Raw genomic sequence first — 15,109 nt, forward strand, 5'->3', positions numbered from 1 at the left:
GCGCGCGTTGTGGGTGTCGGGGGTCGGTCATAGGCTCACGGGCATGGCCGAGTACGAGGTCACCGAGCTGTTCACCGTCCCCCGCGAGCCCACCGTGCTCGCGCCCGGGGCCGTGCACGTTCCCGATTGGCTCCCCGTCGCCCGGCAGCACGATCTCGTGGCCGCGTGCCGTGACTGGGTGCGCTCGGCCCCCATGCGTCACCAGGTGATGCCGGGCGGCGGTCGGATGTCCGTGCAGTCGGTCATGCTCGGCGCGAATCGGACCCCCTACCGCTACGGGGCCACCGGGGGAGCGGAGGTCGCGGCCCTGCCGGACTGGCTCGTGGACCTGGGTGCGCGGGCCGTGGCGGACGCGTACGGGGTGGTGGACGCGGGAGATGTGGGCGTCCCCGAAGTCGAGGACGTCGTCCGCGGTTTCGTCCCCGACTCCGCGCTGGTCAACTACTACGACGGCGCCGCGCACATGGGGATGCACCAGGACAAGGACGAGTTCTCGGCGGCGCCCATCGTGTCCCTGTCCCTGGGGGACACATGCACGTTCCGCTTCGGCAACACCGAGACCCGCACGGCTCCGTACCGGGACGTGGAACTGCGCTCGGGGGACCTGTTCGTGTTCGGCGGACCCTCCCGGTACGCGTTCCACGGCGTGCCCAAAGTGTTCCCCGGCACGGGTGGCCTGCACCTGGGGTTGAAGAACGGCGGGCGGTTGAACATCACGCTACGCATGACGGGTGGACACCGGCGAGCGCGCTGACGTGCTGAGAGCGACCCCGTCTGTCGGCAGACGGGGTCGGGCGCCCCGCTCGAACGCGAGGGTCTGCGCGCGGCTCGGCCACGAGAACCGGTGCCCCGCTCGGACCCGGGGCCGCGACGGGCGCGATGACACACTGGGGTCATGCAGAACGAGACCCTGGATCCCAGCCCCACGGGCGTGCAGGTGGAGCGCTATCGCACCCTGGCCGCCGATCACGCGGTGGGGGTGGGCGTGGTGTGCTCGCGCTACCGGGGCAAGGACCACGCGATCACCGTCACGGCGTTCGCGGACGTCTCCTACGATCCGCCCACCATGCTCGTGTGCCTGTACGACATGGGGCGGATGTGCGAGGCCGTGGAGGGCTCCGGATCCTGGGCCCTGTCCCTGCTGAACGCGGATCAGCGCTCCGTGGCGAATTGGCTCGCGAGTCCGGGCAACCCCGTGGACGGACTGCTGGACACCGTCCCGTTCCACCGCACCGAGCGCACGGGGACGCCTGTGATCGACGGGTGCCTGAGCTGGTTCGAGCTGGACACCGTGTCCACCCACACCGCGGCAACCCACCTGGTGGTCGTGGGGCGTGTCACGGCCATGGGCCGAGGGGTGGACGCGGGTGCCGCGGACCGTCCCCTGATCCATTTCGCGAGGGAGTACAAGAGCATCGGGTGATCCCGGCCGCGGGTGGGCGTACGGTGAGAAGTGGGGGATCGCTCGTCGCACGGTGCGCAGTGGTGGTGTCCCCCCAATGTGACGTCTCATTGCGCCGTGTGGCCCAGAATGTGGACTACGAAATCATGTGTTGGACATGAGATGCCTGGCAGGATTTAGCCTGTCCGGATAACGGCGGCCGGACCGCCGATCCGGGAACACAGCCGTGTGAGAGGACCCACCATGCCGGACCGCGTCAGCCAGAACACCTCAGCAGATCCCGAGACCCCCGACCCCGGCCAGGGGTTGGACGGTGTCCCGGCATCCGGAGGTGAGGCAGAACGGGTCGCCGCACATGCCGTGGACCTCGTGGCCCCCACGGAGGCGCTGCACAGCGATCCGCGCCTGACGGAAGGGTTCAAGTCCGCGTTCGGTCAGCATCCCGCGGGCATCGCGATCATCACGGTCGCCGGGCCGGAAGGCCCCGTGGGCCTCACGGCGTCCTCCGTCTCCTCCATCTCCGCCGACCCCCCGATCCTCGGCTTCTCACTGCAGGCCAAGCGCGGTTCAGCGGCCGTCGTGGCAACGGCCGATTCCTTCGTGGTGCATTTCCTGGATTCGGACAACGTGGAACTCGCACGATCCTTCGCCATTTCGGGTGCACCCCGTTTCGGGGACGACATGGAGTGGACCACGCTGTCCACAGGCGAGCCCCGCTTGCTCGGGGTGCGCCGCGTGCTGAGGGCCATCCCGCTCGCGCGGATCAAGGCCGGGCCGGCGCTCGTGTTCAATGCCGCCGTCGTGGAGGTCCTGGGTGAAGAGGGCTCGGGCAGCCCGCTTGTGTACCACCAGCGGCAGTTCCACGGCCTCAGCGACAGCTCGGTGCTGGACCTGCACCTCTGACGGGCGGGCCTTCGCCGTGCCGTGTGTGACGCTGTTCACCCAAAGTTTTCTCCAGAATAGGTTGACGCATCAAACAGCGGGTCGTAAATTAGTTTCCGAAGCAACCAATTGGGCCGCCCGACGACGGCCCGCCCGATGCCAAGGAGAAACGAATGACCACGCTCGAAGGTATGACCCCCGGAACCTGGACCCTGGACCCCGCCCACACGGAGGTCGCGTTCTCCGTCCGCCACGCAGGTATCTCCAAGGTGCGCGGCGTGTTCAGCGACGTCTCCGGTGAACTCAACGTGGCCGAGGACGCTTCGCAGTCCAACGGCCAGGTGGCCGTGGGGATGAACTCCGTAGACACCAAGAACGAGACCCGCGACAACCACGTGCGCTCGGCCGAGTTCTTCGACGTGGAGAACCACCCGCAGATGACCTACAAGATCACCGGCCTGGAGCTCAACGACGGTGAGGGCACCGTGACCGGCGAGCTCACCCTGCGTGGCGTGACCAAGCCCGTGAAGCTAGACGCCGAGTTCAACGGCGTGGCCGTGGACGCCTTCGGCACCACCCGCGCGGGCTTCACCGCCTCCACCTCGATCTCCCGCAAGGAGTTCAACGTGACCTGGAACGCCGCCCTCGAGGCCGGCGGGGTCATGGTCTCCGACAAGGTGCGCATCGACCTGGACGTGGAGTTCACCGCTCCGGAGTCCGCCAACTGAACGACTCGCACCTGAGCATCTCGCGCCCGAGCGACTCGCTCCCCACGTGAACAGTGCCCCACCGGTTGTCCGACCGATGGGGCACTTGCGTTCCGCGGGGCAGGAGCGCGGCTAGCGCAACGACTGCACGATGAAGTAGATCAGCGGCACGAGCACGAGTCCCACGAGCGCGATGCGCCGCACCCGCACCTCCATACGCGCGGGGTTGATCCGGTACCCCTCGCGGCGGGTTCCGTTCGCGCCTCGGCGCGACGACGCCTCGGACAGGGGCCCCGGAGCGGCGTCGTCGTCCGGGAAGTTCCGATCGGGGGGCCCGCCGCCCCGCCCGTCATCGGGTGACGAGGGGTGAGGGGAAGTGTTCACGAGGCCTCCTGCGGGGCGCGAGTGCGGATCGGTGGCAGGGTCAACGCCATCTGGTGGTCATGATGAGCCCCGCCAGCATGAACCCGAGCCCGATCACCAGATTCCACACGCTGATCCCGGGGATGGGCACCATGCCCTGGAACAGGTAGTAGGTGATGATCCACAACAGCCCCAGGATCATCAACCCGATCATGACCACCTTGTACCACAGCGGCGTGGGCTGGTAGTCGGTGGACCGGCGCTCGCGCTTCTCCGCCTTGGCGGCCTTCGCCGCACGACGTCGCTCGTCCCGCTGCAGCTTCTTGCGCGCCGCGGGCGTCTCCGCGTCCTCGCTCGTATCGGACGTGCCGACGCCCGGCTCGTCGGTGGACCCGGCCTCGCCGGACGCGTCCGCTCCGGACGTACCGGCCCGGGCCCCTTTCATGCCGGATTCGTTCGCTACAGCGGTCCCGGAAGCGGACACGGATGCCGCGGCCGCCCGCTTCTTCCCTGCCCGGCCCTTACCGACGGACGTCGTCTTGCCAGCGGGCACAGCCGGGTCACCGGACGCATCCCCGGTACCGGGCGCAGCGGCGTCGTCGGCGAGACCGTGGTCGGTCGCCGCATCCTTGGTGGAGACGGCCGAGGACCCGGATTTGCGCGCGGCAGAACGCTCGAAGGACGCGGCGGCGCTGTTGCGGGGAAGGATCTCCGCCGCGAGGGCGGCGAGTTCGCGGTCCCGTTCCGTGAGGGCGAAGTCCTGTGTGTCGTCCTGCGACTTACGGGATCGACCGAAGCGCTTCTTGGGCTCAGACACTGGCGTTCTTTCCTCCTGCTGCGTGGGCACCACGTCCGGGCGTGACCCGGGGGTGGGTGCGCGGCCGTGGCGGCCCGCGGGTGCGGCGGGGACCGGTTCCTGCCGCGAGATCGGCGTTCAGTCTATCCGCCCGAGCGGGCGTAGACTGGCGCGAGTTCTGTCAATTGGTGAACGCGCAGGAGTTCTTGAGTGTCTGTGAAGATTCTCGTCGTGGATAACTACGACAGCTTTGTCTATACCTTGGTGGGGTATCTGCAGCAATTGGGGGCCCAGACGACCGTGGTGCGCAACGACGACCTGGACGTCGCCGCGGCCACCGCTCTCGCCGGTGAACACCAGGGTGTCCTGCTGTCCCCCGGCCCCGGTGCCCCCGCGGACGCCGGCGTGTGCGCGGACCTGATCCGCTGGGCGGAGCACACCAGGACACCGTTGCTCGGCGTGTGCCTGGGCCACCAGGCGCTCGGTGAGGTCTACGGCGCTCACGTGGGCCACGCCCAACAGCTCATGCACGGCAAGACGTCCCAGTTGGTGCACCACGGGGACAGCGTCTTCGCCTCGGTCCCGTCGCCGTTCACCGCGACCCGGTACCACTCGCTCGCCGTGGCCGCGGACACCGTCCCGGACTGCCTCAAGGTCACCGCGACCACCGACGACGGGCAGGTGGTCATGGGTCTCAAGCACCGCTCCGCCCCGCTGCACGGTGTGCAGTTCCACCCCGAGTCCGTGCTCACGGAGGGTGGCTACCTCATGCTCGGCAACTGGCTCGAGGAAGTGGGCCAGCACGGTGCCGCCGCGGCGGCCGCGGGGTTGTCCCCGCTCATGACCGCCTGAGAACCAGTTCCGTCAGAGGCACCCGGACCGCACACTCCGTCGGAGCGAGGTCCGTCGAAACAAGGCCCCGCACAGTAAGGCCCGGCCGATCTCAGCCGTCGCCCCCGCGGGATGCGGTGGGGCGACTCGTGGGCTGGGGCTGCGTGGGTTGCGGTGCGGCATCCGTGGGTTCGGCGGGAGTCGTGGGTTCCGCCGTGGGCTCGTCCTCGTTCGTCGGGGACGGGGTGGGGCTCGGCGTGGGCGTCACCTTCCGGGCCACCGTGAGCGTGATCGTGGACCCCTGGCTCACGGAGGACCCCGCGGGAGCGGACTGCCGCAGCACCGTGCCAGCCTCAGCATCCTCGGTCTCGCGGATCTCCACGTCGTAGTTGAGCCGCACGTCGTCCGCCCGCAAGGCCTGTTCGGCCTCCGCGCGGCTGCGGCCGACGACGTCCGGGACCGTGACCTTGCCCGTGGACACCTGCAGTTTGACCGCGCTGTCCCGGGCCACCGAGGCGCCCTGTCCGGGATCGGTCGAGAGCACCACGTTGTGGGGCGCGGTGGCGCTGTTGACCGTGCTGACCGGGCCCGCCGTGAGGCCGGCCTGCTGCAGGGACTGGCGGGCGTAGTCCAAGGATTGGCCCACGAGATCGTTGGGCACGGTCACGTTCTCGGGCCCCTCGGAGACCACGACGGCCACCGAGGACCCCTGGTCCACCTGGGTCCCCGCGGCGGGGCTCATGCTGATCACGTGCTTGTCCGGCACGCTGTCACTGTGCTGCGTGGTGAACGTGGGGTTCAGCCCCGCGTCCCGCAGGGTGTTCTCCGCCGTGGTGCTGTCCATCCCCGTGACCTGGGGGACGCTCACCTGCGCGACCTGTTCGACCTGCTGGTCCTGCCACCACCGCACGCCCAGCACGGTTCCGCCGACCAGCAGCGCGAGCACGAGCAGCAGCACCACGGGCACGACCCACAGGGGCCTGCGACGGCGCTGTTCGTACGGCGCGGAGGCGGACGCGGGGGCGGCGACGGGCGCTGGGTCGTCGGCCGCGGCGTCGTCGTCGAACCCGCCGTACTGTGCGGAGACGGTGGGCTCGGCATCCTCGCTGCGCCCCGCGGCGGTCACGGCGGCGGCCGGGGCACCGGCACCCACCGCGGGCAGGGTCTTGGTGTGGGAATCGACGGTGTGGGTGACGTCGATGGGCTGTGTGGCCCCGAGATTGCCGGGCAGTTGCCCGCCCAGTTCACGCAGGGCCCGGCGCATCTGCCCGGCATCCACGAACCGGTCCCGCGGGTCCTTGGCGAGGGCGCGCTCCATGAACCGGTCCACGGCGGGCGGCAACTGCGGGTTCACCGCCGACGGCGCGGGCGGCGCGTCCCGAACGTGCTGCGCGGCGATCGCCACGGAGGATTCCCCCACGAACGGCGCGCGCCCGGTCAGCAACTCGAAGAGCACGCACGCGGCGGAGTACAGGTCCGAACGGGGATCCACCGCGGCCCCGCTGGCCTGTTCGGGGGAAAGGTACTGTGCGGTGCCGAGCACGGCCTGGGACTGGGTCAGCGCGGCCTGCGTGTCCTCCACGGCACGCGCGATCCCGAAGTCCATGACCTTGACGCTGCCGTCCGGGGTGACCTTGACGTTGGCGGGTTTGATGTCCCGGTGCACGATCCCCGCGCGGTGGCTGAAGGACAGGGCGTCCATGATGCCGAGCATGTACTCGATGGCCTGTTCCGGAGTGACCCCCGGCCCGTGCATGAGTTCCCGCAGTGTGCGCCCGGGGACGTATTCCATGACGATGTAGGGGCGCAGGACACCGTCCGGGCCCTGGGGGCGGATTTCCCCGGTGTCGTAGATGGCCACGATCGAGTGGTGGTTGAGGGACGCCACGGCGTGGGCCTCGCGCTGGAACCGCTCGTGGAACGTCTCATCCGCGGCCAGTTCCGGACGCAGGATCTTGATGGCCACGCGGCGGCCCAGGCGAACGTCCTGTCCCACGTGCACCGTGGCCATGCCACCGCGGCCGATGACCTCACCGACCTCGTACCGGTCGTTGATCAGATCCGGCAGTCCCGACGTCCCCATGCGTGTCAGCCGCCCGCGCCGCTGCCGGGAGCGCTCGGAGCCGCGAGCGCCCCGTCACCGGTGCCCTGCACGGGGTTGGACTGCCCGGATCCTGCCTCGGAGCGGGCGCTCTGATCCGTGGTCCCCTGGGCACCGGTGTCCGCCTGGGTGTTCGCCCCGTTCTGGCCGGTCTCCCCGGCGCCGTTGGTGGCTCCGTTACCGGCCCCGCCGTTGTCCGCGCCGTCGCCGTTACCGGCGCCGTTGCCCCCGCCGTTGGTGGGAGCGGTCTGTTGCGGTGCCTGGGTGTTCTGGTTCTGCTCGGGCTGTTGCTGCGGTGACTGCGTGGCACCGGTGCCCCCGGTCCCGGCCCCCGGGGTCGTCTGGGCACCCGGGGTCCACGCGACGTACATCACCACGGTGGAACCGACTTTCACCCGCGAACCGGCCGCGGGTTCCACGGAGACCACGGTGTTCTCCGCCTGACCCGTGCCCTGCTGCAGCCGCTTGTCCACGTTCACGCCCATGGCGGTGATCTCGGAGGCGACCTGGTCCGCGTCGCGGCCCACCATGTTGGCGGGCAACACCACGGTGTTCGCGGTGGGGCTCACGGTGGAGGACGTGACGGTGCCCGGTGCGGGGGAGCCGGAATCGTCCCGCGAGGAGAAGAAGTACACCCCGGCCACGGCCAGGGCCACCAGAAGTGCGAGCAGCGGCAACAACCACGCCCACACGGACGTCTTGCGCCGCTCACCCTGCGGGGTGGAACCGCGCTGCGAGCTCGGTGGCCGGTTCACGGCGTCGAACTGTGCGGTAGAGGGGTGGGCGCTGTACTTGGGGTCCGGCTGGGCCGCGGCCGCGGCCGAACCGGTCACTCCCGCGGCGGCCGTCCCGGACATGGGCCGGGTGCTCGGTCCCGAGACCGGTGCGATGGCCTCGGTGGGTTGCTCGTCGGAGAAGTCCTGGGACAGGAATGGCTGCATCCCCGGGACCATCGTGACCGCGGCCGTGACGTCCCCGCGGCGCAGCGCATCCACGGCGTTGGCGAGCTTGCCCGCGTTCTCCGGGCGTTCCTCCGGGTCCTTGGCGAGCATGGACATGATGAGGGCGCGCACCGGGTCCGGGATGGAGTCCGGCAGCGCGGGAGGGTTGTCGTTGACCTGGGCCAGGGCGATCGCGATCTGGGATTCCCCCGTGAAGGGGCGCCGGCCGGCGAGCAGTTCGTAGCCGATGATCCCCAGGGAGTAGATGTCCGAGGAGCCCGTGGCGGTCTGACCGGTGGCCTGCTCGGGGGCCAGGTACTGGGCCGTGCCCATGACCTGGCCGGTGGCCGTGAGCGGCACCTGGTCCGCCAGCCGGGCGATGCCGAAGTCGGTGACCTTGACGCGGTTGTCCGGGGTGATGATCAGGTTGCCGGGCTTCACGTCCCGGTGCACGAGCCCTTGCGCGTGCGCGGCGGCCAGGGCGCGGGCGGTCTGGCCGATGTAGTTCAAGACCGTGTCCGGGTCCAACGACTTCTGCCGGTCGATGATGTTGGACAGCGGTTCGCCGGGCACGAGTTCCATGACCAGGAACGCGGAGCCCTCGTCCTCGCCGTAGTCGAAGACGTTGGCCACACCCGGGTGGTTGAGCAGGGCGGTGTGACGGGCCTCCGCCCGGAAACGCTGCAGGAACGTGGGATCCCCGTTGTACTCGTCCTTGAGGATCTTCACCGCGACGATCCGACCCAGGACCTGATCCTTGGCCTTCCACACCTCGCCCATGCCGCCGATGGCAATTCGTTCCGTCAGGGCGTAACGACCGCCCAGGGTGGTGTTCGACGATGGTCTCACTTGTTCAACACCGCCTCGAAGAGTTGCCGGGCACTGGGGCTGGTCAGGGAAGACCCTGTGGTGACGTCCACGTCCTCGACCACCACGGCCACCGCCAACTGGGGGTCGTCGGCGGGCGCGAATCCAGTGAACCACGAATCGTTCAATCCGTCCCTGCCGATCTCCGCCGTGCCGGTCTTCCCGGCCACCTGCACGCCGGGCACGGCCGCGCCGGACGCGATGCCGTTACTGACCACGGAGGTCATCAGGTCCTTGACGGTGCCCGCGGTCTCCGCGTCCGTGGAGCGGCGCAGCTGCTCGGCCTGGAACTGGTCGATCACGGACAGGTCCGAGGAGCGCACGGCCTTGATGAGGCTGGGACGCATCATCACACCGTCGTTGGCTATAGCCGCGGAGGCCATGGCCACCTGCAGCGGGGTGGTGCGGACGTCGTACTGTCCGATCGAGGACAGGGCGAGCTGGGCCTGGTTCATGTCCTCGGGGAACACGGACGGGGTGACCTGCAGCGGGATGTCCAGGTTCTGGCCGTAGCCGAAGTTCTGCGCGGTCTGGCGGATCTTGTCCTGGCCCAGGTCCATGGCGATGTGCGCGAACGGGGTGTTGCAGGACTGCTCGAGCGCGAAGCGCAGGTCCACCTGGGAGCGCGCGGCACACCCGCCCTGGCGGTAGTTGGGCAGGCTAACTGTCGTGTCCGGGAGCGGGAGCTCGTTGGGGTTCGGCAGCGTGGTGTCGGTCGTGTACTTTCCGGACTCCAGCGCGGCCACGGTGTCGATGATCTTGAACGTGGAACCGGGGGAGTACAGGTCCCCGCTGATCGCGCGGTTCACGAGCGGCTTGTCCGGGTCCGCGTTCAGGGACTGGGCTGCGGCGACCACCTGGTTCGTGTCGTGCGAGGACAGGGCGTTCGCGTCGTAGCTCTTGCGGGAGACCATGGCCTTGATCTCGCCGGTCTTGGGGTCCACGGCCACGATGGAGCCGTTGTGACCCTCCAGTGCGTTGTACGCGATGCGCTGCAGCTCGGGGTCCAGGGTCAGCTCCACCGAGGCGCCCTTGGGTTGGTTCCCGGAGAACAGGGACACCACGCGGTCGTAGAACTGGTCGTCGGACGCGCCCGAGAGCTGGTCACCCATGGCGGATTCGAGTCCCGTGGCCCCGTAGACCAGGGAGAAGTACCCGGTGAGGTTCGCGTACAGGGGGGAGTCCGAATAGACGCGCTGGTGCGCGAAGTCGCCGTCCGCGGGCACGGAGCGAGCGATCTCCTTCCCGCCCACGAGGATCGAGCCGCGGTCCCGGCCGAACTGTTCATACAGCGTGCGGTTGTTCCACGGGTTGGCCTGGAGGGCGTTGGCCGCGAAGAACTGCACGTACGTCAGTGTCAGTAGTAGCACCACCATGATGGCCACGGCCATGAGCCACATGCGCCGGATCGCCTTGTTCACCGGGTCCCCCCTTCCTGATCGTGCGCGTTGCCACCGGATGCGCCGCGTTCACCGGACGACGACGCCGCGTCACCCCCGGTGCGGTCGCTCCGGGAGGCGCGCGTGGCACCGTAGCCGGCGAAACCGCTCGAGCGATGCGTGATCCGCGAGATCGCCTCGGTCGCGGATGCCGATTCCGCCGCGCCCGGGGACGCCGCGGCGTCGTGGGATACGGACGTGGTCCGCGACAGCGACGGGGTGGGCTCCGTGGCCGGCTCCCGGCCCGGGGCGGCGTCGGCGCCGTCGGTGCGGGTGCGCTCGTCGTCGCGGCGTTCCTCGCGGGCGCGGAGGCGGCGCTCGAAGGTCGCGAGGTCCTCGTCCGTGGCGGGGCCGGTGACCACGGGGCGCCGCGCGCTGTGGGAGATGGCCAGCAGGATCGCCACGATGATCCAGTTGGACAGCAGGGACGAGCCACCGGCGGACATGAACGGGGTGGTCAGACCGGTCAGCGGCAGCAACCGCGTGACACCGCCGATCACCACGAGCAACTGCAGCACCATGAGCGAGGACAGGCCCGCGGCCAACAGCTTGCCGAACGCATCACGGGTACCCAGGGCCGCGCGCAACCCGCGGGTCGCGAAGAGCAGGAACATCACCAGGATCGCGCCGAGCCCGATCAGCCCGAGCTCCTCACCGAACGCCGTGATGATCATGTCCGAATTGGAATAGGAGACCAGGTCCGGGCGCCCCTGACCCAGGCCCTGACCGAACAGTCCGCCGGAGGCCAGACCGAACAGTCCCTGCACGATCTGCGCCGAGCCACCGGGGGAGCGGTTGTAGACGTCCGGGTTGAAGGCGTCCAGCCACGCGTCCAGGCGCAGGGCCACGTGGGAGAACATGCGGCTCGCGGCGAAACCTCCCACGGCCATGAGCAGCACGCCCAACACGATCCAGCCCAGGCGTCCCGTGGCCAGGTAGACCATGGCCAGGAACAGGCCGAAGAACATGATGGCGGTACCCATGTCCTTCTGCAGCACCAGCACGCCGATCGCGATCACCCACGCCGCGAGCATGGGGGCGATGTCCCGGAACCGCGGCAGGCGCACGGGGCCGATCTTGCGCCCAGCCAGCAGGATCAGGTCCCGGTTGGTCGAGAGGTAGCCCGCGAAGAAGATGGCCAGCGTGATCTTGGCGATCTCACCGGGCTGGAACGTTCGCCCGGCCACCGAGATCCACAGTCGGGCGCCGTTGATCTCCACGCCGAGGCCCGGGATCATGGGCAGCAGCAGGAGCACGGCGGAGAGCAGCAACATGATGTACGTGACGTTGCGCAGTCGCCGGTGGTCCTTGAGCAACCACAGCACCACGCAGCACGCGAGCATGGCCACGCCGGTCCACACCACCTGGGTGTTGGCGGCACTCTGGTTGGTGGACAGGTCGATGCGGTGGATCATCGCCAGCCCGAGCCCGTTGAGCGCCACGGCCAGCGGGAGCAGGTAGGGGTCCGCGTAGCGCGCCCGGATCCACAGCACCACGTGCACCAGCAGGGCGCCCACGCCCAGCACGGTGCCGCTCATGATGATGTGGCGGGGATCCGCTTGGGCGCGTTCGGGATCCACCAGGATGTTGGCGCCCACGCCGATCGCCAGGGCCACGAGCAGCAACAGCAACTCGGTGATCCGCCGCGGCCTGGGGCGCACGGGAGCCTCTGTGCCGCGCTCGGGCGCGGCGTTCACGGTCGAACTCATCGGTTCTCACCCCCGGGGGACGTGCGCGGGGTGGCCGAGCCACTCGGCGACGCGCTCGCGGACGGGTTCGGTGTGGGGGTCGTGACCGTCACCCGGCCCGTGGGGCGGGGTTCGGGTCCGCGCGAGGACTCCAGGTCCGCGACGATCTGTTCGGCCTCCTCGCGGCTGCCCGCGGGGATCGTGGCGCGCACGCGGTCCTGCGCGTACTGGGACAGGGAGTCCACGGGGATCTCGGTGGTCGCGCTCAACTCGCTCAGCGAAATGGGACCCAGGGACTGCGAGACCCCCTGGAACACGGCCACGTGACCCCGGTCCTCACCCACGTAGTACTGGGACGAGGTCCACGCGCGCGCACCCCACCCGCCGAGCAGCAGGGCGAGGGCGAGCACGACGACGCCCACGATCCACGCCGCACGACGGCGTTTGGTCCCGCGCGCGGGGTCGTCACCCTTGCGACGCAACAGGCTGCGTACCTCGGCGGGATCGGTGGTCACGTCCAGCGTGGAGGTCGCGAGCATCGTGGCGCGGCGCTGGATCGCCGAGTCCGAGACGGTAGGGATGCGCCCCGTCTGGGTCGCGTTCGCCGCGGCACCCACGAGCAGGTGGGGACGCTCGGCCAGGTCCCGGCGCAGCACGGAGGCCGAGGACTGGGTGGGCTGCGATGTGGTGTGGGGGTAGCCGGGTTCGCGGTAGTCGGTGCCGCCGCCGGCCACGGGGGAGTCCATGGGTCCGTCCCAGTGCTCCACCTCGGACTCGCTCATGAGTTGCTCGTCCGACGTGCGGGACTGATCCGGTACGGTCCCCTGGCTCTCCCCGGTCATGGGGTGGGCCTCGCTGCCCTGGGGGATCTCGTCCACCTGCACCACAACCACGGTCACGTTGTCCGGGGCCCCGCGGTCCAGGGTCAGTTCCACGAGAGAGTTCACGATCTGGTTCAGATCCCCCGTGGAGCGCATCACGTTCTCGATGGTCTGAGCGTTCACCACCGCGTTGAGGCCGTCGGAGCACAGCAACCAGCGCTCACCCACGGCCGGGCGCACGGTGCGCACCTCGAGTTCGGGGGAGGCGTCCACGTCACCGAGCACCCGCATGAGCACGTTCTTGTGGGGGTGGGTCTCGGCCTCCTCGGGCTGCAACCGGCCCTCGTCGATCAGCCGCTGGACGAACGTGTGGTCGGTAGTGACCTGCTCGAAACCCTCGGCCTCGGACAACCGGTACGCGCGGGAGTCCCCGATGTGCGCCACGCAGATCACGTCCCCGTCGATCAGCAGGGACGTCACGGTGGTGCCCATCCCGCCCAACCGTGGATTGGACTGCACGAGTTTCGCGAGGTTCTGGTTGGCGTTCTGGATCTCGTCCGCGAGCACGGTCTCGGCGTCGCCGTCGTAGCCGGCGTGGTCCAGGTGGGTCAGGTCGATCACCGCGGAGGCCGAGGCGACGTCACCCCCCACGTGACCACCCATCCCGTCCGCGACGACGGCCAGGTAGCGGCCGGCGTAGGCGGAGTCGTCGTTCTTGGAACGGGCCCGGCCCACGTCGGAGCGAGCAGCATATCGGAAAGCAATGGGCATGGGCTACGGCCTCAGTTCCATCACGGTGCGCCCCACCCGGAACCGGGCGCCCGGGTCCACCACGGTGGCGCGGGACAGTCGCTGGTCCTGCAGGTAGGTGCCGTTCGTGGACCCGAGATCCTCCAGGAACCACTTGGATCCCTGCGCGAACAGGCGGGCGTGGCGCCCCGAGGCGTAGTCGTCCTCGAGCGGGATGGTGGCCTCTGCGGAACGGCCCAGCATCACGGGGGCCGATCCCAGTTGGAAGCTACGCCCGGCGAGCGGGCCGTCCACGACCACGAGCTGTTGCGCGCGCGTACGCGCACCCCCGGTGGTGGGGGCGGCGGGGCGGGGGTTCTGGGGTGCCTCCTGGCGGGGTTCCCGTGCGCGGGCGTCACGCAGTTTCTCGCGGCCACCGCGCACGGCCGCGCGGGCCTTGCCGCCCACGGTCAGGTCACGCGCCTGGGAGAAGACCACGGCGGCGATGAAGATCCACAGCAGCGCCAGGAATCCGTAGCGCAGCAGGGTCACGGTCAGTTCGGACACGTCAGCGCCTCTCCCTCGGGAGCATCAGTCGGAAGGTCAACCTGGTGCGCCCCACGGTGATCACGGAACCGTCCACGAGCTGGGCCCTGCCCTGGATCCGCTGGCCGTCTACATAGGAACCGTTCGTGGAACCGAGGTCCACAGCCAGGAAATGGTCCCCTTGGCGCCGGATTTCGAGGTGCTCGCGGGAGACCCCCGTGTCCTCCACGGTCACGTCCGCCTGCGCGGAGCGGCCCACGCTCACGCGGTCCGCGTTGAGCGTGAAACGTTCGGCGCCCACCTGGATCACGGGCACCGGTTGCAACCCGGCCTGGTCGTCGACCGGGTCGTGATAGCCGCCGGGAACGTGGCCCGCAGCGTTGTCGTCGGCCGAATGAGCGGCTTGGTCATCGCGCGGGCGGGCGTGCGGGGCGGGCGCCGGGGGTTGGGGTGCGCGCGCGGAGGTCCCGGCGTCCGCGGGAACCTCCGGTGTGCTCGTGCGCTCGAACGAGGACAGGATGTCGAAGTGGCCGGCCTCGAGTTCGGACTGGCGCGTGAAGCTCACGCGCACCGCGCCCTGCAGGGTATAGGCCTGCGAGCGCGCGTGGCGGATGACGACGTCGCACAGTTCCTCGGCCAGTTGGACGCCCCATTCCTGGGCCCGGGGGAAGTCGTCGTCGGAGAACTCCACGGTGAAGACGTTGGGTGCCATGGTGCGGCCCGCGGGAACGGTGAAGGACTCCTGGTCCAGTTCACGGCGCAGGGCGCTTGCGATCTCCACGGCCTCGACCCGCTTGCGAGAACCCGCGGTGAAGGCGGTGCGGACCACCTTCTCGATCCCGTTCTCCAGCCCGGTCCAGAAACCCATCCCGCCTCCTTCCTCGGTCAGCCAGTGGCGCTGCGCGGCGTGCGACCGCAGGGGGCGGCGGTACACACGGTCATGGACAGTGTTCAGAATAGTAGCCGGACAGGCTGAGTGGGCGGTGACAGCGCGCG

The 15,109-nt window shown here is 69.7% G+C and carries 14 protein-coding genes; 5 read left to right on the forward strand and 9 right to left on the reverse strand.

Annotated elements, in window-relative coordinates:
* Positions 1–43: 43 nt before the first annotated feature.
* From RF646_RS08950 to RF646_RS08965, 4 genes are all read left to right on the forward strand, one after another.
* Positions 44–754 carry an alpha-ketoglutarate-dependent dioxygenase AlkB gene (locus tag RF646_RS08950; RefSeq protein ID WP_064845637.1) on the forward strand — a complete coding sequence of 237 codons (711 nt, stop codon included), beginning with the start codon at positions 44–46 and terminating at the stop codon, positions 752–754.
* Between the two features lie 141 nt (positions 755–895).
* Entirely contained in the window at positions 896–1,423 is a 528-nt protein-coding gene (locus RF646_RS08955) for a flavin reductase family protein (RefSeq protein WP_368835762.1), read from the forward strand.
* A 222-nt stretch (positions 1,424–1,645) separates the two neighbouring features.
* Positions 1,646–2,305 (forward strand): flavin reductase family protein, encoded by a 660-nt coding sequence (locus RF646_RS08960; protein ID WP_368814856.1) that lies wholly within the window; start codon positions 1,646–1,648, stop codon positions 2,303–2,305.
* A gap of 152 nt (positions 2,306–2,457) precedes the next feature.
* Positions 2,458–3,012, forward strand: a complete 555-nt coding sequence (locus RF646_RS08965; RefSeq protein ID WP_144998566.1) for a YceI family protein — start codon at positions 2,458–2,460, stop codon at positions 3,010–3,012.
* Between the two features lie 111 nt (positions 3,013–3,123).
* On the opposite strand, the gene RF646_RS08970 is transcribed toward RF646_RS08965, so the two are convergent.
* Positions 3,124–3,375 (reverse strand): hypothetical protein, encoded by a 252-nt coding sequence (locus tag RF646_RS08970; RefSeq protein ID WP_144998563.1) that lies wholly within the window; start codon positions 3,373–3,375, stop codon positions 3,124–3,126.
* A 40-nt stretch (positions 3,376–3,415) separates the two neighbouring features.
* Positions 3,416–4,171, reverse strand: a complete 756-nt coding sequence (locus RF646_RS08975; protein ID WP_368835763.1) for a cell division protein CrgA — start codon at positions 4,169–4,171, stop codon at positions 3,416–3,418.
* A gap of 189 nt (positions 4,172–4,360) precedes the next feature.
* On the opposite strand from RF646_RS08975, the gene RF646_RS08980 reads away from it, so the two are divergent.
* Positions 4,361–5,002, forward strand: a complete 642-nt coding sequence (locus RF646_RS08980) for an aminodeoxychorismate/anthranilate synthase component II (RefSeq protein ID WP_368835764.1) — start codon at positions 4,361–4,363, stop codon at positions 5,000–5,002.
* A 91-nt stretch (positions 5,003–5,093) separates the two neighbouring features.
* On the opposite strand, the gene pknB is transcribed toward RF646_RS08980, so the two are convergent.
* The 7 genes from pknB to RF646_RS09015 are packed head-to-tail and all read right to left on the reverse strand — an operon-like array spanning position 5,094 to position 14,981.
* Positions 5,094–7,064 (reverse strand): Stk1 family PASTA domain-containing Ser/Thr kinase, encoded by a 1,971-nt coding sequence (gene pknB / locus RF646_RS08985; RefSeq protein WP_368835765.1) that lies wholly within the window; start codon positions 7,062–7,064, stop codon positions 5,094–5,096.
* A 5-nt stretch (positions 7,065–7,069) separates the two neighbouring features.
* Positions 7,070–8,872 (reverse strand): protein kinase, encoded by a 1,803-nt coding sequence (locus RF646_RS08990; protein WP_368835766.1) that lies wholly within the window; start codon positions 8,870–8,872, stop codon positions 7,070–7,072.
* Entirely contained in the window at positions 8,869–10,311 is a 1,443-nt protein-coding gene (locus tag RF646_RS08995; protein ID WP_368835767.1) for a peptidoglycan D,D-transpeptidase FtsI family protein, read from the reverse strand. Before RF646_RS08995 ends, RF646_RS08990 begins: the two co-directional genes overlap by 4 nt.
* Positions 10,308–12,038 carry an FtsW/RodA/SpoVE family cell cycle protein gene (locus tag RF646_RS09000; RefSeq protein ID WP_368835768.1) on the reverse strand — a complete coding sequence of 577 codons (1,731 nt, stop codon included), beginning with the start codon at positions 12,036–12,038 and terminating at the stop codon, positions 10,308–10,310. The genes RF646_RS08995 and RF646_RS09000 overlap by 4 nt, the downstream gene beginning before the upstream one ends.
* The gene (locus tag RF646_RS09005) at positions 12,035–13,609 is read right to left on the reverse strand and encodes a PP2C family serine/threonine-protein phosphatase (RefSeq protein ID WP_368835769.1); all 1,575 of its coding nucleotides are present in this window, start codon (positions 13,607–13,609) and stop codon (positions 12,035–12,037) included. Before RF646_RS09005 ends, RF646_RS09000 begins: the two co-directional genes overlap by 4 nt.
* A gap of 3 nt (positions 13,610–13,612) precedes the next feature.
* A complete protein-coding gene (locus RF646_RS09010) occupies positions 13,613–14,134 on the reverse strand; it encodes an FHA domain-containing protein (protein ID WP_131333633.1) in 522 nt (173 codons plus the stop codon).
* Position 14,135: 1 nt separating this feature from the next.
* The gene (locus RF646_RS09015) at positions 14,136–14,981 is read right to left on the reverse strand and encodes a DUF3662 and FHA domain-containing protein (protein WP_167318918.1); all 846 of its coding nucleotides are present in this window, start codon (positions 14,979–14,981) and stop codon (positions 14,136–14,138) included.
* Positions 14,982–15,109: the final 128 nt, after the last annotated feature.

The sequence above is a fragment of the Kocuria sp. CPCC 205261 genome (assembly GCF_040981025.1).
Lineage (GTDB): Bacteria > Actinomycetota > Actinomycetes > Actinomycetales > Micrococcaceae > Kocuria > Kocuria marina.